General features: G+C 72.1%; 14 protein-coding genes. 8 read left to right on the top strand and 6 right to left on the bottom strand.

Going from position 1 to position 17146, the window contains the following annotated elements; translation table 11 throughout:
• Positions 1 to 12 precede the first annotated feature (12 nt).
• Positions 13 to 1956 carry an Ig-like domain repeat protein gene (locus tag OG866_RS21195; protein ID WP_329336882.1) on the top strand — a complete coding sequence of 648 codons (1944 nt, stop codon included), beginning with the start codon at positions 13 to 15 and terminating at the stop codon, positions 1954 to 1956.
• Here the strand turns inward: OG866_RS21195 and OG866_RS21200 are convergent.
• A complete protein-coding gene (locus OG866_RS21200) occupies positions 1946 to 3004 on the bottom strand; it encodes a hypothetical protein (RefSeq protein WP_329336883.1) in 1059 nt (352 codons plus the stop codon). The genes OG866_RS21195 and OG866_RS21200 overlap by 11 nt on opposite strands.
• A gap of 69 nt (positions 3005 to 3073) precedes the next feature.
• Positions 3074 to 4312 carry a PP2C family protein-serine/threonine phosphatase gene (locus tag OG866_RS21205; protein ID WP_329336884.1) on the bottom strand — a complete coding sequence of 413 codons (1239 nt, stop codon included), beginning with the start codon at positions 4310 to 4312 and terminating at the stop codon, positions 3074 to 3076.
• A 106-nt stretch (positions 4313 to 4418) separates the two neighbouring features.
• On the opposite strand from OG866_RS21205, the gene OG866_RS21210 reads away from it, so the two are divergent.
• Positions 4419 to 4862, top strand: a complete 444-nt coding sequence (locus OG866_RS21210) for a hypothetical protein (RefSeq protein ID WP_329336886.1) — start codon at positions 4419 to 4421, stop codon at positions 4860 to 4862.
• 79 nt (positions 4863 to 4941) lie between these two features.
• Here the strand turns inward: OG866_RS21210 and OG866_RS21215 are convergent, their stop codons facing one another.
• Positions 4942 to 5487, bottom strand: a complete 546-nt coding sequence (locus tag OG866_RS21215) for an SH3 domain-containing protein (RefSeq protein WP_329336887.1) — start codon at positions 5485 to 5487, stop codon at positions 4942 to 4944.
• A 168-nt stretch (positions 5488 to 5655) separates the two neighbouring features.
• On the opposite strand from OG866_RS21215, the gene OG866_RS21220 reads away from it, so the two are divergent.
• A complete protein-coding gene (locus OG866_RS21220; protein ID WP_329336889.1) occupies positions 5656 to 6189 on the top strand; it encodes a hypothetical protein in 534 nt (177 codons plus the stop codon).
• On the opposite strand, the gene OG866_RS21225 is transcribed toward OG866_RS21220, so the two are convergent.
• Positions 6104 to 7432: an aminotransferase-like domain-containing protein gene (locus OG866_RS21225; RefSeq protein WP_329336891.1), complete on the bottom strand. Its 1329-nt coding sequence runs from the start codon at positions 7430 to 7432 to the stop codon at positions 6104 to 6106. The two genes, OG866_RS21220 and OG866_RS21225, sit on opposite strands and share 86 nt — an antisense overlap.
• A 113-nt stretch (positions 7433 to 7545) precedes the next feature.
• On the opposite strand from OG866_RS21225, the gene OG866_RS21230 reads away from it, so the two are divergent.
• Genes OG866_RS21230 through OG866_RS21240 form a run of 3 tightly spaced genes read left to right on the top strand, consistent with a single transcriptional unit; the run spans position 7546 to position 11259 of the window.
• Positions 7546 to 8295 (top strand): alpha/beta fold hydrolase, encoded by a 750-nt coding sequence (locus OG866_RS21230; RefSeq protein ID WP_329336893.1) that lies wholly within the window; start codon positions 7546 to 7548, stop codon positions 8293 to 8295.
• 25 nt (positions 8296 to 8320) lie between these two features.
• Complete coding sequence (locus OG866_RS21235) at positions 8321 to 9307, top strand: endonuclease/exonuclease/phosphatase family protein (protein WP_443063653.1); 987 nt, start codon at positions 8321 to 8323, stop codon at positions 9305 to 9307.
• A gap of 14 nt (positions 9308 to 9321) precedes the next feature.
• On the top strand, positions 9322 to 11259 hold the full coding sequence (locus OG866_RS21240; RefSeq protein WP_329336895.1) for an FUSC family protein: 1938 nt from the start codon (positions 9322 to 9324) through the stop codon (positions 11257 to 11259).
• Between the two features lie 82 nt (positions 11260 to 11341).
• Here OG866_RS21240 and snpA read toward each other — a convergent pair whose 3' ends face one another.
• The gene (gene snpA, locus OG866_RS21245) at positions 11342 to 11986 is read right to left on the bottom strand and encodes a snapalysin (protein WP_329336896.1); all 645 of its coding nucleotides are present in this window, start codon (positions 11984 to 11986) and stop codon (positions 11342 to 11344) included.
• 141 nt (positions 11987 to 12127) lie between these two features.
• On the opposite strand from snpA, the gene OG866_RS21250 reads away from it, so the two are divergent.
• Positions 12128 to 13072 (top strand): LysR family transcriptional regulator, encoded by a 945-nt coding sequence (locus OG866_RS21250; protein ID WP_329336897.1) that lies wholly within the window; start codon positions 12128 to 12130, stop codon positions 13070 to 13072.
• Between the two features lies 1 nt (position 13073).
• Here OG866_RS21250 and OG866_RS21255 read toward each other — a convergent pair whose 3' ends face one another.
• Positions 13074 to 15149: a PhoX family protein gene (locus tag OG866_RS21255; protein WP_329336899.1), complete on the bottom strand. Its 2076-nt coding sequence runs from the start codon at positions 15147 to 15149 to the stop codon at positions 13074 to 13076.
• Positions 15150 to 15431: 282 nt separating this feature from the next.
• Here OG866_RS21255 and OG866_RS21260 point away from each other — a divergent pair, with 282 nt between their 5' ends.
• A complete protein-coding gene (locus tag OG866_RS21260; protein WP_329336901.1) occupies positions 15432 to 17138 on the top strand; it encodes a VWA domain-containing protein in 1707 nt (568 codons plus the stop codon).
• The last annotated feature ends 8 nt before the right edge of the window (positions 17139 to 17146 follow it).

Here is a 17146-nt window from a genome sequence, read left to right on the forward strand (position 1 = left end):
ACCCAAGTGCGTATGCGCTCCCTCGCGGCCGCCACCACGCTGGCGGTCCTCTTCAGCTCGGCGGCCCTGACCGCCACTCCGGCGTTCGCCGACTCCGTCAAGCCCGTCTCGGCGATCGAGGACGCGACTGACACGGTCGTGGACGGCACCCACCAGCGGGTGTTCATCAGCGACCGGTCCACCGACCAGATCGCCGTCACCGACAACGCGGGCACCGTCATCACCACGCTCACCGGCCTGCCCCAGGTCCGTGACCTCACGCTCAGCCCGGACGACAGCACGCTGTACGCGGCGGTCTACGGCGCCGACAAGATCGTCGCGTTCGACACGGCGACGCTCACGCAGACCGCCGAGTACCCGACCGGCACCGGGACCATCCCGTCGCACGTCGCCTACGCCGACGGCAAGCTGTGGTTCGGCTACGGCGACCAGTGGGACTCCGGGCTCGGCGTGGTCGACCTGACCGCCGAGACGCCGACGGTCACCCTCGACCTCGCCGCGGGCCACGACTACGCCAGCCCGCCGGTGCTGCTCGCCGACCCGGACAACCCGGGCACCCTCGTCGCCCTCGACGCGGGCATCAGCTCCGGGCCGGTCATCGTCTACGACATCGCCTCCGGCACACCGGTGATCCGCGTCCAGGACGACAAGGGCGGCTTCCCGCACGACGCGGCCCTCACGCCGGACGGCCAGAACCTGATCACGGCCGGCAGCGGCCTCGTCGAGTACCGCCTCTCCGACCTGGCCACGGTGCGCACGTTCCCGATCGCGTCCCAGCCGGAGTCGGTCAGCGTGGCGCCGGACGGCACGGTCGCCGCCACCGTCCTCGACACGGACGACGTCGGTGACACCTACGTCTTCTCCACGGACGAGACCAAGCCGGCCAACGTGCGCAACCTGACCAGCGAATGGATGCCGCGCGGCCACCTCACCAACTGGACGGCCGACGGCAGCAAGCTGTTCGCCGTCACCGACACCTACTACACACCCCAGTTCCGGGTGATCGACGAGCCCCGCAAGTACGCGGCGACGCTCACCGTGAACGCCCCCGCCTCCGCGCCCCGGGCCAAGACCCTCACGGTGACCGGCACGCTCACCGCCAACCTGGCCCTGCCCGCCGGCACGCCCGTCACGGTCACCCGCACCGACCTGGAGTCGCCGAACGGCAAGTCGCTGGGCACCAAGTCCCTCGGCACGGGCGGCAAGTTCAGCTTCACGGACGTCCCGCCGGCCGGCGCCAAGGTGAAGTACACGGTGACGTACGCGGGCGACGCCACGCACACCGCGGCCACCGCCTCCGACACCGTGGACGTCTCGCGCGCCACGCCGACCCTGACGCTGAACAACGACGGCAAGGTCTACTCGTACGGCCAGGACGTGAAGTTCACCGCGCACCTCGGTACGACGTACAAGAACCGCACGGTGGAGATCTGGGCCAACCCCTACGGCGCGGACAAGCCCAACACGCTGGTGAAGACCGGCACCGTCAACTCCGACGGCAATCTGTCCGTGGTCGTGGACCTCAAGCGCAAGACCGAGCTGACCGCGAAGTTCGCGGGCGACGCCCGCTACGCGCCGAAGTCGACGCAGAGCACGGTCGGCGCCAAGGTGTCGATCTCCACGTCCGTCAGCGGCGCCTACAAGTCCAAGTACACGTGGAACCACACGTATTTGTTCTTCCGCCAGTCCAAGGACCCGGTCGTCACCGCGACGCTGCCGCCGTACGGGGGCCGCAAGCAGCTGCTCCAGGTCCAGTACTGGTCGGGCACCAGCTGGGTCACCACGTACCGCGAGTACTTCAAGCTGGACTCGGCCGGCAAGTCCGCCGTGCAGCTCACCGGCACCCCGCCGAAGGGCGTCCGCTTCCGGGTCCGCAACTCCTACGTCAGCGGCTCGGGCGACAGCGTGAACACCACGACGTACGGCTCCTGGAAGTACTTCACCTTCACGAGCTGAGCGTCTGAAGCTGACTGAGGTGCTTGTGCACATGGTCCAGGGCGCCCTCCCGGCGCCCTGGCACCCGGGCCCTCAACTCCGCCAGCGCGGGCCCCAGTTCACGGGCCCGCGCCGGGTCGTCGATACGGCCCCACTGGTGGTGGGCGCGGTCGGCGGCGGACTCCACGGCGGGCGCGTCCGGTGGCTGCCCGGCCCCGAGCCGGGTGGTCGCCACCGCCAGCCACGCCCGGCAGCTGCGCGCCGGGTCCCCGGCGAACATCGCGAGATCGGCCCGCACCTCACTCCAGTGCAGGGCTTCTTCGGAGGCGGGTCCGTGGGCCCGTACGGCGTTCAGCTCGTGGTGCGCGGCGAGCGCGTCGGCATCACCGTGGCGCCGGGCGGCGACGGCGGCCGAGATCAGGACGTGCGGATCGCCGGCGACGGGGCCCTGTGCGCTCAGGACGTGGCCGACGCTCTCCTGCGGGAGGCGGCTGAGCGCCTGCTGGTGCAACTGGTCGAGCGGCGGCCGGTGTCCGCTCCTCAGGATCGTCGCGACCGCCTTCATGTACGCGGGCGTGCCCAGGCTGCGCCGGGACGGCGGCGGTGCGATCCGCCCGTACACCGCGTTGTTGCGGCCGGTCTCCAGCGGGTTCGCCCGCAGCCACTCCCATGTCTCCGCGTCGGCGTGCAGATCGAGGACGAAGGCGGTCGCGCCGGCCGGGCGCAGCCGCAGTTCGTCCTTGAACCAGTGCCAGGGAAAGCCCGTGTAGCGGACCGTGGCCGGGGTGGTGCGGGCCAGCGCGAGATGGGGAAGGCGCTGGCGGCGGTCCAGTTGGAGCTGGCCGGTGACGAAGACGGTGAGCGGTCCCGGGGCCGCCGCGGCGGCGCGCAGCCGGGTCAGCACGGCCTGCGGCTCCAACGGGTCCGCCAGCTCCACCACGTTGGCGGTGTCCGCGCCGGACAGCACGGCGGGCGGCACGGCCGCGAGGACGGGCAGGACGGACGCGGCGTCCACCAGACACCCCTTGCCCGCCGGTGCGACGGCCAGCAGCAGCACGGTTCCGGGCATCGGTCCCTCCCCATCCCCCGTCGATCACGTACGGCAGCACCGTAACCGCTGCGGCTGCAAAGGTGGGCCTCAGGACTGCAAACGTCCCTTTCGGACGGTTCCGGTCCCACTGGTTCCGGGCAGCGATCTGCGGACCGCGAACACCGTGGTGTCGTCGGCGAGACGGCCACCGCTGTGCCGCAGCGTGCCGTCACGGACACGGGCGACCAGACGGTGGGGTTCGGCGGCCCGCGGATCGGCGGCGACGGCGGCAGCGACCTCGGCGGCGAGCGGGTAGAAGCGGCCCTCGGCGTCCCGGGCCTCGGTGACACCGTCGGTGGTGATCAGGAGGGTCTCGGCGGGGCCGAGGGGGACGCGCTGCACGGGCGGCGGCCCGTCGTCGGAGAGTTCACCGAGGCCGAGCGGGAGTCCGTGCCCGGCCGGCAGGTGCCGTACGCCGTCGGGGCCGACGACCAGCGGGGGCTCGTGGCCGAAGACGACTACGTCCACCACGTCCCGCTCGTCGTCGGGAAAGCCGATCAGGACGGCGGTGGCGAAGCGGTCGCCGTCGTCGCGGCCGAGGGCGGTGAGATGCCGGCCGTGGCGCAGGATGCGGATCTCCAGGCGCTCGGCCACCGTGCCGAGTTCCTCGTGGTACGCCGCCTCGCGGAAGGTGCCGAGCAGGGCCGCCGCCGCCTCCACCGCGCCGAGCCCCTTGCCCTGGACGTCGCCGACGAGGACACGGGTGCCGTGCGGGCCCTGCTGGACGTCGTAGAAGTCGCCGCCGACCCGGGCCTCGACGTCGGCGGCGAGATAGACGGCCGCGTGGTCGAGGCCGCCCCAGTCCGGTGGCAGGGGGCGCAGCACGGTGCGGCGGGTGGTGTCGGCGACGTCCCGCATGTGCAGCAGATGCCGCTCGCCGCGGACCCGGACCGCGCAGGCCAGAACGGCGAGGACGCCGCCGACGGCGACCAGGATGAAGTCGGGCAGGGAACTCTCGTACCGGCTGGGATAGGACGTGTCGGCGACGAAGTACGTCACGAGTGCCAGCACGGCGAAGACCGCGGTGCCCCACACCCCGCAGATCGCGGCGGCGATACCGGGCACCAGCACCACCCAGGAGATCATCCGGAACTCGCCGGCCGTGTTGAAGTCGATCGCCGCGATCGCGACGAGCATCAGCAGCGGCGGCACCCAGGCGACACTGCGCCCGCGGACGCGCAGCAGCTGGTGGCGGCGCGGGACGTCGTACTCCCGGGCGGGTCTGGGCACCCTGACGACCGGACCGCGCCGCCGCCCCCCGCCCATCGGCCTCAGCCCGTGCTTCATGCACTTCAGCGAAACATGGGGGGTGCGGGCCCGCATTCCGACTTGCCAGGCCCCTCTCCCAGGTGTGCTCTGGTAGGCGGGGGCGAGGAGAGAGAGGAGTCCTCTCATGGCTCATGCGGCACCCGCGTCCGGCGGCCCGGCCCGAATGGCCGGCGGTTCGCCCGATGTCTTCAGCCCACAGGTCCACCTGGCGGCGCGGTACGGGATTCCCGTCGTCCTGGGGCTCGTCTACGGCTACTGGGCCGCCGCCAACCGGCGCGGCGGCGGCGAGATCACCGGCTGGAACATCCTGTTCGGCTTTGTGACGGCGCTGGCGTTCATCGTGCTGTGCGTGGCGGTGGCGACGTTCGCCCCGCTGCTCAAGCGCGAGCTGCACTCGCTGGTGAAGTCCGCGTTCGCGGGCGCGGCGATCGGCTTCCTCTACAGCCAGACCGGCGAGAGCGTCCTTCGGTCCACGGCCCTCGGGGTCGCGGTCGCGGCGGGCGTCTTCGCGGTGTTCTTCTACCGCTACTACACGCACGAGGACGGCGAGGGGAACCGCATCCGCTGACGTCGTCGCGGACCGTCGAGGCACGACGGCAGAAGGGCCCGGCAGGCACTGCCGGGCCCTTCTGTCTCCCTCTCTCTCATCACCCGCCCGGATAACCGCCCGGGGCGACGGCCAAGGATCCGGTCACGCTCCAGCTGAATGAGCCGGAGAAGGTCCAGGAGCCGGAAGCCGTCATGTTCCAGGAGTCGTTCTCGTACGGGTCGTCCCAGTTGCTCCAGGAGCCGTCCTTCCACTGGGGACACGGATCGGCGCAGCTCGGCACCCCGCGTCCGCCGGTGTCGACGAACGCGGCGCTCGCCCATCCCTGGGCGCCGACGAGCCAGTACCAGTAAGGGTTGCCGTTCACCCGCTGCCCCTGGACCTTGCAGTCCACACGGTCCTGGCTCCAGGGTGAGAGCTGGGCGACGACGGGCGAATGTGTGGTGGGCGCGGCTCTCACGTTGAGGTCGACGCCGGAGACGATGGTGCCCCAGATCGGACCGCCGGATCCGCCGCCTCCGCCATGTCCGTCGGCGTAGGTCGGCGGGGTGGCGGCTGCGGCCGTGGTGCCCGCTGCCGCGGCGACGAGAGTGCCGCCGGTGAGCAGGGCCGCGGCCAGGGTCCGCAGGGCCGGAGTGGTGCGCATGGATCGGCCTCCTTCTCCCCAGAACCAGGAAACACCCGTTCGGGTGAACCCTCCACCGGAGAGCGGGAGGGCTTGGGAGAACTGGCTTCCGGCCCCGGGGAGTGCGCGGTACACCCGAATGCAGTGCCCCCGCTCGCGCCCGCGCCCGCCGGGCCCTTGCCTGGAAGGGTGCGTCCACGCCTTCGCAACGCCCTCTCGGCCGTGCTCATCGCCCTGGCCTGTCTGCTCGTGCCGTTCAGTGTGGTGTCGGCCTGGGCCGCGTACTGGGTGACCGTCGAGCTGGCCCAGGTCAGGCGTCAACTCACCGACGCCTATGTGCCGTTCGACCTCGCCGGTTTCTGGCTGCCCGTCAGCGCCCTGGTCCTCGCCGCCGTCGGCATCGCGGTCGCCGCCTGCCGTCGCCGCGCGGTGACGGCGACCTCGCTGGGCACGGCGCTCGGCGGCGCGCTGCTCGGCCTCGCGGTCGCCCTCGGCCGCCGGATGACCCTCGCCGACCTGCCCGACGCGGACCATCGCAGCGCCGCCGGTGTCATCTACGACGCCCTCACCGCCACCCTGCGCACGGTCTCCTGGCTGTTGGTCGCCCTCGGCCTCACGGCGGCCTGCGCGACCTGGCTCACCGCCCGCTACGCGCGACGCCGGCAAGTGTCCTCAGCGCCCGTCGCAGATCCGGTACCGCAGCCGACGCAAGCCCGAGCCTGACCGCGTCCGGCGTCCGGTGCGGGTCCACGGCGAACGCGGGCCCCGGTGTCACGGCGATCCCGTGCGCCGCCGCGGCGGCCGTGAAGGTGTCGGCCCGCCACGGCGCGGGCAGTTCCCACCAGGCGTAGAAGACCTGCGGATGGGCCCGTACGGCGAACCCGTCGAGTTCCTCGCCGACGATCCGCTGCCGCAGCGCCGCGTCCGCCCGCTTCGCCTCGACGAGCCGCTCCACCACCCCGGCCGCCATGACCCGCACGGCCGCCTCCAGCGCGAACCGGCCCGCACTCCACCCGCCGGACCGGATCGCGGCGGCGACCGCGTCGACCCGGTGCTCCGGTACGACGACGAACCCGACGGTGAGCCCCGGCGCGACCCGCTTGGACAGGCTGTCGACGACGTGGACGAGGGCGGGGGCGTGGGTGGCGAGCGGGTCGGGGGCGGCCGGGTGCAGGAAGGACCAGATGCGGTCCTCCACGACGGGCAGGCCCAACTCGCCGACGACATGAGCGAGTTGCCGCCGTCGCTCGTCGCTCATGGTCAGGGACGTCGGGTTGTGGAGGGTCGGCTGGAGGTAGAGGGCGGACAGCGGGGCCGTGCGGTGGACGGCGAGGACGGACTCGGGCAGCGGCCCGTCCGCGTCGGCGGACAGCGGCACCAGGACGATGCCGAGCCGGGCGGCGATCTCCTTGACCAGGGGGTAGGTGAGCGGCTCGACGCCGACCCGGCCGCCGGGCCGGACGAGGGAGGCGAGGGTGGCGGCGATGGCCTGGCGGGCGTTGCCGGTGAACAGCACGCGGCCGGGTTCGGGACGCCGGCCAATGGGCGCGAGGAGGGCCGCCGCGGCCTCCCGCGCGGGCGCGGTGCCGGTGGCGGCGGCCGGGAGCAGCGCCTCGGCGAGGACGTCGGGCCGCAGCAGGGGCGCGAGGAGCGGGGCGAGCAGCTCGGACTGCCCCTCCACGACCGGGTAGTTGAGCTCCATGTTCACCGGCGCGGCACTCGCCCGCTCGATGAGGGCACGGCCGGTGGGGTCGCTCGCGGCGGCCCGCACGAAGGTGCCGCGGCCGACCTCCCCCACGACCAGGCCCCGCCGTACGAGTTCGGCGTACACGCGTCCCGCCGTCGATCCGGCGATCCCGCGCCGCCGGGCGAACTGGCGTTGTGGCATGAGCCGTTGGCCGGGCTTGAGCCGCCCGGCGGTGATGTCGTCGGCCAGCCGGTCGGCGATGGCCCGATAGTCGTCCACTCTTCCCCCACTTGCACGTTCTGACGTACCACTCGCTGACGTGCCACTCACGATTGCACCGAGTGCAAAGATCTTATTGCACCGAGGGACGGGAGCGTCCTAGGGTCGGGATCATGACCGATCCCGCGCCTGTGGTGCTGATCCACGGCCACCCCTTCGACCACACCATGTGGGCCCCGCAGATCGAGGCGTTCTCCGGCGGGCGCCGGGTGATCGCCCCCGACCTGCGCGGCTACGGCACCTCCCCGGTCCTGCCGGGCGTGCGCGGCTTTCCCGACTTCGCGCGGGACATCGCGGCGCTGCTGGACACACTGCGCGTCCCGGCCGCGGTGCTGGCGGGCCTTTCGATGGGCGGCCAGATCGTCATGGACTTCCACCGTCAGTTCCCGGACCGGGTCCGCGGCCTGGTCCTCGCCGACACGTTCCCGGCACCCGAGACCCCCGACGGCGTCGAGGCCCGCAACGCGATGGCGGACCGGCTGCTGCGCGAGGGCATGCGCGGGTACGCCGACGAGGTGCTGGAGAAGATGGTGGCCCCGTACGCGACCGCGGAGGTGAAGGCCCATGTCCACCGCATGATGACGGCGACCTCCCCCGAGGGCGCCGCGGCGGCCCTGCGCGCCCGTGCCCTGCGGCCCGACTACCGCGACCTGCTGACCCGGGTGAAGGTCCCCGCACTGGTCGTGGTCGGCGCGGACGACGAGTACACCCCGGTGTCCGACGCGCGGGCGATGCACACGGCACTCCCCGACTCCGAGCTGCTGGTGATCTCCGGGGCGGCCCATATGCCGAACCTGGAGCGGCCGGAGGAGTTCAACGCGGCGCTGGGGGCGTTCCTGACACGGATCGACGGCCGATCGTAGTCTCGGGTTCGTGACGTACCAGTCCATCACGGGGGAAACCGATGTACGCGCTGTGCCGGAGAAGCGGGGAGGCAGACGGGCCGGGGTCTGGCTCGGCGGACTGCTGTTCGCCGCCGTGAGCGTGGTCGTCGGCTGCCGTACCGCCGACACGGACGCCCTCACCCCCGTGCCCCAGCTGCTGGCCTTTCTGCCGTGGCTGCTGGTGCCCACGGGGCTGGGACTGCTGCTCGCGCTGCTCGCGCGGTGGTGGGTGGGCCTGGTCTGGGGAGTGGCGCTGCTCGGCCTGCTGGCGTGGTTCATCGAGCCGTACGGGAAGACCGCCGAGCCCGACGGCAGGGTGCTCGCCTCGCTCAGTGTCCTCACCTCCAACGTCGAGTTCGGGCGTGGCACGGGCGCTCTGGTGGACGTCGTGCGCCGGGAGAAGCCGGACGTCGTGTTCGTCCAGGAGTGCGAGTACACCTGCGAGGCGGAGTTGAAGCGGACCCTCGGGGTCGCCTACCCGAACCGGCGAACCGTGCCGGGCGCGGGCTCCGACGGCTCGGAGATCCTCAGCCGCTACCCGCTCGCCGCGGCCGACCCGGTCCCGGGCACGATGGGGATGCCGGGAGCGGTGGCGGACGTGGACGGGCACGCCGTACGGCTCCAACTCGCCCATCCGATGCCACCGTTGCCGGGTCAGGTGGACGTGTGGAAGCGGGAGCTGGGATCGCTGCGGGAGTTCGCGGCACGGTACGCGGGCACACCGCTGCTGCTCGCCGGTGACTTCAACGCCTCGCAGGACCATGCCGCGTTCCGCCACATCCTCGACGCGGGTCTCCGCGATGCCGCGCGGCTGAACGGCCACCCTCGCACCCCCAGCTGGCCGGCCCGCACCTCCCCGACGCTGGGCGCGCAGATCGACCACGTCCTGGTGTCGGCGGACTTCTCCGCCACCCACGCCCGTTTCCTGGACCTGACCGACACCGACCACCGGGCGCTGCTGGTGGAGCTGGACCTGCACCAGGGCGGATGACGTGTAATAGGCCCATGTCCAGAGAGTTCCCCATCGGCCTCACCCCTCCCGACTGGCTGGTCAGGAACCTCCGGTCCCAGCCGGCCCCGGTCAACTGGGCGGCCGTGGCCCGCGCCTCGATCGCGATGACCCTGCCACTGGCCGTCGGCCTGGCCGTCGGCAAGGTGGAGTACGGCGCCCTGGCCTCCATGGGCGCCCTGTCCGGCGTCATCGGCGACACCGCGGACGCGTACCGCATGCGCATCCTCAACATCGCGATCCCCCAGCTGTTCGGGGCGGTGGGCGTGACGGTCGGCTCGCTGGTGTTCGGCCACGGATGGCTGGCGGTCGCGGTGGTCACGCTCGTGGCGCTGCTCTCGGGAATGATCTCGACGATCGGCGCGGTGGCGTCGGTGTCCGGCCTGCTGCTGCTCCTCAACTCCGTGGTCGGAGCGGGGCTGCCGATGCCGGGCCAGTGGTGGCTGGCGCCGCTGCTGATGACCGGCGGCGGCCTGCTGGTGCTGGTCCTGGCGCTGCTGGCCTGGCCGTTGCGCTCCGGAGTGCCGGAACGGTCGGCGGTGGCGGACACCTACCGCACGGTCGCGACACTGATGGCGGCCTGCGGCACGGAGGAGTACGACGAGGCCCGGCACGCCGTCACCCAGTCCCTGAACCAGTCGTACGACCTCATCCTGGCCCGCCGCACCCGCCACCACGGCCGAAGCCCCGACCTGACCCGGCTGCTGGCCCAGCTGAACGCGATCACGCCGGTGGTGGAGGCGGCTCCTGCGGCGCACGTCACCGGCGAACCCCTTCCCCCGGAGGTCACCGAGGCGGTGCACCACCTGGCGTCGGCCGTGGAAACGGGCTACCCGGGCCCGATAGCCCTCCACCTGCCCACGCCCACCTCGGAGACGACCCGCGCGGTGGACCACGCGCTGCGCCACGCGGCGGAGGTGGTCAGGACCCCGGACGTCGACCCCGCCGGCCTCGACGACCGGCTGGGCCGCCCGGCGGCGCTGCGCATCCGTGCGGCGCGGGCGACCCGCAACGTGGCGCTGTCGGCGGCGTCCTGGCGCTACGGCCTGCGCCTGGCCCTCTGCATCGGCGTGGCCCAGGTGCTGGTCTCGATCATCCCGGTGCCCCGCTCGTACTGGGTGGCGCTGACCATCACGTTCGTCCTGAAACCGGACTTCGGCTCGGTGTTCTCCCGTGCGCTGCTCCGCGCGCTCGGCACGGTGGCGGGCCTGGTGATCGCGGCGGCGGTCCTCTCGGAGGTGCCGAGGGGCTGGTGGGACATCCCGGTGATGCTGCTCCTGGCCCCCCTGATCCCCGCCCTCACCCCACGTGGCTACGGCTACCAGACAGCCGCGATCACCCCGGTGATCCTGCTCCTCTCGGACATCCTGAACCACCAGGGCACAGCCCTGCTCATGCCCCGCCTCCTGGACTCCCTGATGGGCTGCGGCATCGCCCTGGTCGCGGGTTACCTGCTCTGGCCGGAGAGCTGGCACACACGAGTCGGCGACCGCCTGGCCAAGGCGGTGGACGACACCGCGACCTACGTGGAGTCGGCGTTCGGCCACGACCCGAAAGACCCCCCGGCCAGAGCCCGCCTGCGCCGCGGCCTCTACCGCGACCTCTCGGTCATCCGCACGGAATTCCAACGCGCCCTGACCGAACCGCCACCCACGGGCCGCCGGGCGGCGGCGTGGTGGCCGCTGGTGGTGGCGGTGGAGCGCATCGTCGACGCGACGACAGCGGCCCGAGTCCGCACCAAGCACGGCGCCCCCTTGCCCTCCGAGGCCGAGGTCGGCCAAGTGGTCCTCCAACTCCGGGAGCTGGCAGAAGGAGTCCGAGAGGCAGAAACCCTCTACGCAGTCCGCACGGACCTCACAGGCCCAGCGGGAAGCGTCCTGGAACCCCTGCGCCAGGAGGTAGCGGCGGCTCGGGCCATTGCTTCACCGCGCTGACGGGACTGGGACAGCCCCCTGAATCAGCGGTGCGGCCGCCCTGTGCAGGAGGGCGGCCGCACCTGTGGGGGGTGGGGTCAGGTCAGCTGGTCTGCTTCTGTAGGGCCTTGTCCATCGCCGCCGCCAGGCCGTTGGCCCAGAGTTGGTTGACTCGGGAGCGTTCTGTGGTGTTCGGCTGGGCGTTGGTGCAGGACGTGCCCGGGCCGCCGCCGGACATGAGTTCGCTGCACGGGCCGGAGTAGTGGTCGGGGAGGCCGAGGACGTGGCCGGTTTCGTGGGCCGTCACGCGGGTGGAGTCGTACTGCTGGTTCTGGGCGTAGTCGAGGAAGATGTAGCCGCTGCCGTGGCCGTCCGTGGAGGCGTAGGAGCCTCTGGAGTCGTTGCCCTCGCGGTAGGTGAAGTCGGCCGAGGAGGCCGAGCCCGACTGGAGTTTCACGTTGGAGACCGCGCTGTTCCATATCTGGGTGCTGCGCGCTATCTGGGCGCTGAACGTCGGGGCACGGGAGGCGTCGTAGATCACGGTCACTGCTGCGGCGCTGGTCGGGTTCGCGGCCCGCTTCTCCGCCACGGACCGCAACACCGCCTGGAAGAAGGCTTCCGTGGTGTCCGTCGTCGTGGCCTTCGCCGTGTAGCCGGCCGTCGCCGGCGCCGCTGACGCCGACGGAACCGCCATGCCGAGTGCGGCCGTTGTGAGGACGGCGGCGAGGGCGTACGTGTGCTTGCGCATCGATGACTCCTTGGTGGGGGGTGAGTCGTCGATGTGAGTCTCGGGGCGCGTGCGACGGTTGGGATGATGGCAACCGGTGATAGGGCCGGGCTATCGGCAAGCTCTGGTGAAAGCTGTGACTCCGCTTTACGCTCCCTGGGCATGGAGCTCGAGGTGAGGCATCTCCGTGCGCTGTGCGCCATAGCCGACACCGGCAGTCTGCACCGGGCGGCGAGACAACTGGGCGTTGCCCAGCCCTCGTTGAGCACCCAGCTGAGACGGATCGAGCAGGAGCTGGGCGGGGCGCTGTTCCGGCGGGAGCGTAGTGGGTGCCGGCCCACGCCCCTCGGGCGGCTCGTGCTCAGTCGGGCCCGGCCGCTTGTCGCGGAGATGCGCTCGCTCGTCTCCGAGGCGCGGGCCGCCGCCGCCGGGGGGCCGCAGCTGCGGGTCGGCTCCACCGCCAGCCGCGCGCTCGCCGGGTGGCTGCGGCGGCTGCGGGCGCGCGGGCAGGAACCGACCCTGCACATGGACGTCTCGCCCAACGCCCTGCTGCGCATGGCCGCCGACGGGCAGCTGGACGTCGTGTTCGTGCATGAGGTGGAGGGCTCGCCGCTGCGGATCCCCGAAGGGCTGCGACTGCGGGTGCTGGTGGAGCGGGAGCCCCAGTTCGTGTCCCTGCCCGCCGACCATCCGGCCGTCGGGAAGCCCGTCGTCGGGCTCCCCGATCTGGCGCACGACCGGTGGATGATCGACCCGACCGTCGACGGCGAATGGGACGCCGTGCAGCGGATGTTCCGCGGGGCCGGTATCAACCCCCGTGTGCTGTACGGGGATTACCACACCGCCGCCGCCCTCGTGGCCACCGGCGAGGTCGTCACCGTGTGCCAGCCGTCCTGTCTGCCCCGCCCCGAGATGGCCGTACGACGCCTCGACGGCGACCCGCTCGGGGTGCGGCTGCTGCTCGCCGCCCGGACGGAGACGGACCTCGACGGGGTACATCCCGCGTTGGAGGAGGCGTACTGGGAGGCGGCGCGGGAGGCGCCCGCGTACCGGGAGTGGCTGGAACGGTCCGCTGTCCCCGTCCCGGCCACCCCGATGACCGGTTGACTCAGACGCCGATGTCCGCGCCGTCCTTGCGCCACACGGCGACGACCGCCGGGCGCACGATCTTGCCCGGGCCGTCGGGCCAGGTGCTGGCCGGGTTCTCCACCGTGGCGCCGGTGATCTCGCCCGGGTGCTGGACGGCGACCAGGACGCGGCGGTCCTGGATGACCGGGCCGCAGGTCTCCGCGCCGGTCGGCATGGTCAGGAACTGCTTCAGTTCACCGCGCCGGTCACCCTTGGTGGCGACGCCGAACAGGCCGTCGTGGGAGCCGAGTTGGTTGCCGTCGGTGGAGATCCAGAGGTTGCCGTACGGGTCGAAGGCCACGTTGTCCGGGCAGGAGATCGGGCTGACCCTGTCCTTCGGGAACCCGGCGAAGTAGGTGGCCGGGTCGGTCGGGTCGCCCGCGACCAGGAACAGGGACCAGGCGAACTTGTCGCTCTCCGGGCGGTTCCAGCGCTCGGTCAGCTCCAGGATGTGCCCGTGCTTGTTGGCGTTGCGCGGGTTGGCCTCGTCGGCCGCCGCGTAGCCGGTGAGACCGCGGTTGGTGTTGTTGGTGAGGGCGACATAGACCTTGCCGGAGACCGGGTTGGGCTGGATGTCCTCGGGGCGGTCCATCTTCGTGGCGCCGACCTTGTCACCGGCGAGGCGGGTGAAGACGAAGACCTCGTCGGCGGTCATGCCGTCCACGTGCGAGACGGCGCCCTTGGCGGTCGCGGTGGCCAGCGGGATCCACACGCCGCTGCCGTCGAACTCGCCGTCGGCCGGAAGCTTGCCGGTGCCGTCGATCTCGATGGCCGGGGAGTCGCCGGTGAGCTTGGCGACGTACAGCGTCCCCTCGTCGAGCAGCGAGAGATTGTGCTCGCGGACGGCCCGGCCGCTGCCCTTCTTCATCTTCTTGCTGCCGACGAACTTGTAGAAGTAGTCGAAGCGCTCGTCGTCGCCGGAGTAGACGACCGGGCGGCCGTCGGCGGTCAGCCGGACGGTCGCGGCCTCGTGCTTGAAGCGGCCGAGGGCCGTGTGCTTGCGCGGGGTGGACGTCGGGTCGTACGGGTCGAACTCGACGACGTAGCCGAAGCGGTGCACCTCGTTGGGCTCCTGGGCGACATCGAAGCGCTTGTCGAACCGCTCCCACTTGCGCTCGCTCGCCCCGGTGCCGATGCCGTACCGCTTGTCCGTGGCGCTGCTGCTGTTGGCGAAGTACTGGTTGAAGTTCTCCTCGCCGTGCAGCGTCGTACCCCAGGGGGTGGTGCCGCCGGAGCAGTTGTTGAGCGTGCCCAGCACCTTGGTGCCGGTCGGGTCGGCGGAGGTCTTCAGCAGGTCCGAACCGGCGGCGGGACCGGTGAGCCGGAACTCGGTGGTGGCGGTGACGCGCCGGTTGAGGGGATGCCGGGGCACGGCGGTGAGCTTCCCGCTCCTGCGGTCCTCCTCCACCACGACGGCCGACAGCCCGTGCGCGGCCCAGGCGACCTCGACCTGCTCACGGGTCGGGTTCGCGGCGTCGTACCCGCGGAACATCAGAACCTCGTCGGTGTACTCGTGGTTCGCGACGAGGAGCTGCTTGCCGTGGTCGAGCGGGAGCAGGGCGAGGAAGTCGTTGTTGTACCCGAACTGGCCCGCCTGCGCGGCGGCCGTCTGCTTCTCCGCATCGAAGGCGGGCGCGCCCCGCAGAATGGGCTCGCCCCAGCGGATGACGACGTTCTGCGCATAGCCGTCGGGGACGGTCACGGCGTCGGTGGTGTTGGGGGCGACGGGGGTGTAGCGCAGACCGCGGGCCGCCTTGCTGCCGCGACCCGGCTTGTACGAGGTGGCCGGCGCCGTGCCGGTCGCGGCGTGGGCCTGCGGGGCGGCGGCGACGGTCGCGCCGGCCGCGGCGGCCACGGTGACGACGGCGGCGGTCCGCATCATGGACCGGCGGCTGAGGGCGCCGGCGATGACATCACCGACGTACTCGTTGCCGCTGGTGTTGGGCACCTCGTGGAAACAGGCGTTGCCGCACCGGTAGAGGCAGGTCATGGCGGAACGGCCGCCCTGGTGTCCGTCGGACGACGGCGTACTGATCAACGGCAGCGGTATACGCACTTTGTCTTCCCCTTGCTTCCCCATGGGATCCCCTTGAATCCGCGCCTCGGACGCTAGGGGGGTGTGGGTGCGGGAGCGGGGACTGGTGATGAACGGGTGGTGAATCCGGGGTAGCGGAGTGGGAGTTGGGGATGGGTTGCGCAGTAAGACCGAATACGGGGCTTGACGGGAGCGGCCTCCGGTGCCCTCCCCTGCCCAAGATCGCCATCCGGGGCCGCTAACCTTACGTGTCCGTCCTGGCCAGGGATTTACGGGCATCAACTCATGCGAAGGGTTGCGCACATGGGCATTCTCACTCTCCTGCGGAATGCGTTCGGCCGGTCACGCAAGGGGCGTACCGCCGAGGCAGAGGGTGCGGAGGGGACGCAGCCGACCACTCCGACCGTGGTCCCGTCCCCGTCGCCCGAGCCGGTGCCGGAGCCGGTGCCGGAGCCTGCGGCGCCTGAGCCGGTGGCCAAGGCCTCGGTTCCGGAGCCGCGCACGCCGGCCGGCGATGACGAGCACGAGCTGGTCTCCGCCGCGTTCGACAAGGTGACCGTACCGAGGCCTGCGACGCCTGAGCCGGTGGAGTCACGGGAGCCTGAGGCGGTCACGGAGGAGAAGGCGACGGTCGCGGAGGAGCCCGAGGCCGTCGCAGCGGAGACGGCGGCTGAGCCGGTGGCTGAGGCCGAGGGCGAGCCGGTGGCTGAGGCCGTTGAGGACGAGGCCGAGGCGGTGGTCGAGGTCGCGGAGCCCGAGCCCGAGGCTGAGGCCGAGGTCGCGGCCGTGGCGGAGCCGGTGATCGAGGAGGCTGCCGAGGCCACGTCGGCTGCGGAGCCGGAGACCGCCGAAGAGGCCGTCGCCGGCGATGAGCCGGTCGCTGAGGAGACCACCCCGGAGCCGGTGATCGCCGCCGAGCCCACCGCCGAGGCCGAGCCCGTCGCCGAGCCCGTTGCGGAGACCCAGCCGGAGCCCGAGGCCGCCCCCGCCGACGAGCCCACGGCCGTCCAGGAGCCCGTCACGGAGGAGACGCCCGCCGCCGAGGAGCCGGAGCCGATCGCGGAGACCACCCCGGAGCCCGAGCCGGAGGCGGAGACGGCTACCGAGGCCACCTCCGAGCCGGACTCAGAGCCGGCGGCCGAGGTCACCGCCGAGCCGGAACCGGAGAGCAAGCCCGCCCCGGAGCCGGTGGCCGAATCCACCCCGGAGCCCGAGGCCCCCACCGAGCCCGAAGCGGCCCCCGCCTCCGAAGCGACCCCCACCCCCACCCCCGCCCCGATCGCCGCAGCCGCCGACGGTGAAGCCGCCCCGCAGGGGCCACTCGCAGTCGACGACGAAAGCGGCACGGGCGGTGCGGGTGGGAACGACTCGGACGCCGAAGGTGGAGCCGAGGCGGACGCGGCCTCCACCGCCCTCGCCAAGGCCGGCCTCAGCACCGCCCGCGCCCGGACCTACCTCGTCCTCGACCGCTCGGCGAGCATGCGCCCGTACTACAAGGACGGCTCCGCCCAGGCCCTCGCCGACCAGACGTTCGCCCTCGCCGCCCAGCTCTCGCCCGAGGACCCCTCCGTCCACGTCGTCTTCTTCTCCACCGAGGTCGACGGCACCACCGACCTCACCCCCGCCTCCCCCAAGGACGCGATCGACGAGGCGCACGCCGGCCTCGGCCGCATGGGCCGTACCAGCTACCACGCCGCCGTGGAAGCCGTACTGGCCCACTACGACAAGACGACCACCCCCGACGCGAACACCCCCGCCCTCGTCGTGTTCCAGACCGATGGCGCCCCGGACGCGAAGACCCCCGCCACCCAGGCCCTGACCGAGGCCGCCAAGAGCCACCCCTCGGTCTTCTTCTCCTTCGTCGCGTTCGGCGAGCACGAGAACAAGGCCTTCGACTACCTCCGCAAACTGAAGACCGGCAACACGGCCTTCTTCCACGCGGGCCCCACCCCCAAGGAGCTCACGGACGCGGAGCTCTACGACGGCGTACTGATCGACTGGCGCCCGTAACCCCACCC

It is taken from the genome of Streptomyces sp. NBC_00663, assembly GCF_036226885.1.
In the GTDB taxonomy this organism is placed as follows: Bacteria; Actinomycetota; Actinomycetes; order Streptomycetales; family Streptomycetaceae; genus Streptomyces.

Bases quoted from the DNA above. Each gene is read 5' to 3' on its own strand.
- OG866_RS21195 (WP_329336882.1), top strand. From the start codon at position 13: ATGCGCTCCCTCGCGGCCGCCACCACGCTGGCGGTCCTCTTCAGCTCG.
- OG866_RS21200 (WP_329336883.1), bottom strand. From the start codon at position 3,004: ATGCCCGGAACCGTGCTGCTGCTGGCCGTCGCACCGGCGGGCAAGGGG.
- OG866_RS21205 (WP_329336884.1), bottom strand. From the start codon at position 4,312: ATGAAGCACGGGCTGAGGCCGATGGGCGGGGGGCGGCGGCGCGGTCCG.
- OG866_RS21210 (WP_329336886.1), top strand. From the start codon at position 4,419: ATGGCTCATGCGGCACCCGCGTCCGGCGGCCCGGCCCGAATGGCCGGC.
- OG866_RS21215 (WP_329336887.1), bottom strand. From the start codon at position 5,487: ATGCGCACCACTCCGGCCCTGCGGACCCTGGCCGCGGCCCTGCTCACC.
- OG866_RS21230 (WP_329336893.1), top strand. From the start codon at position 7,546: ATGACCGATCCCGCGCCTGTGGTGCTGATCCACGGCCACCCCTTCGAC.
- OG866_RS21240 (WP_329336895.1), top strand. From the start codon at position 9,322: ATGTCCAGAGAGTTCCCCATCGGCCTCACCCCTCCCGACTGGCTGGTC.
- snpA (WP_329336896.1), bottom strand. From the start codon at position 11,986: ATGCGCAAGCACACGTACGCCCTCGCCGCCGTCCTCACAACGGCCGCA.
- OG866_RS21250 (WP_329336897.1), top strand. From the start codon at position 12,128: ATGGAGCTCGAGGTGAGGCATCTCCGTGCGCTGTGCGCCATAGCCGAC.
- OG866_RS21260 (WP_329336901.1), top strand. From the start codon at position 15,432: ATGGGCATTCTCACTCTCCTGCGGAATGCGTTCGGCCGGTCACGCAAG.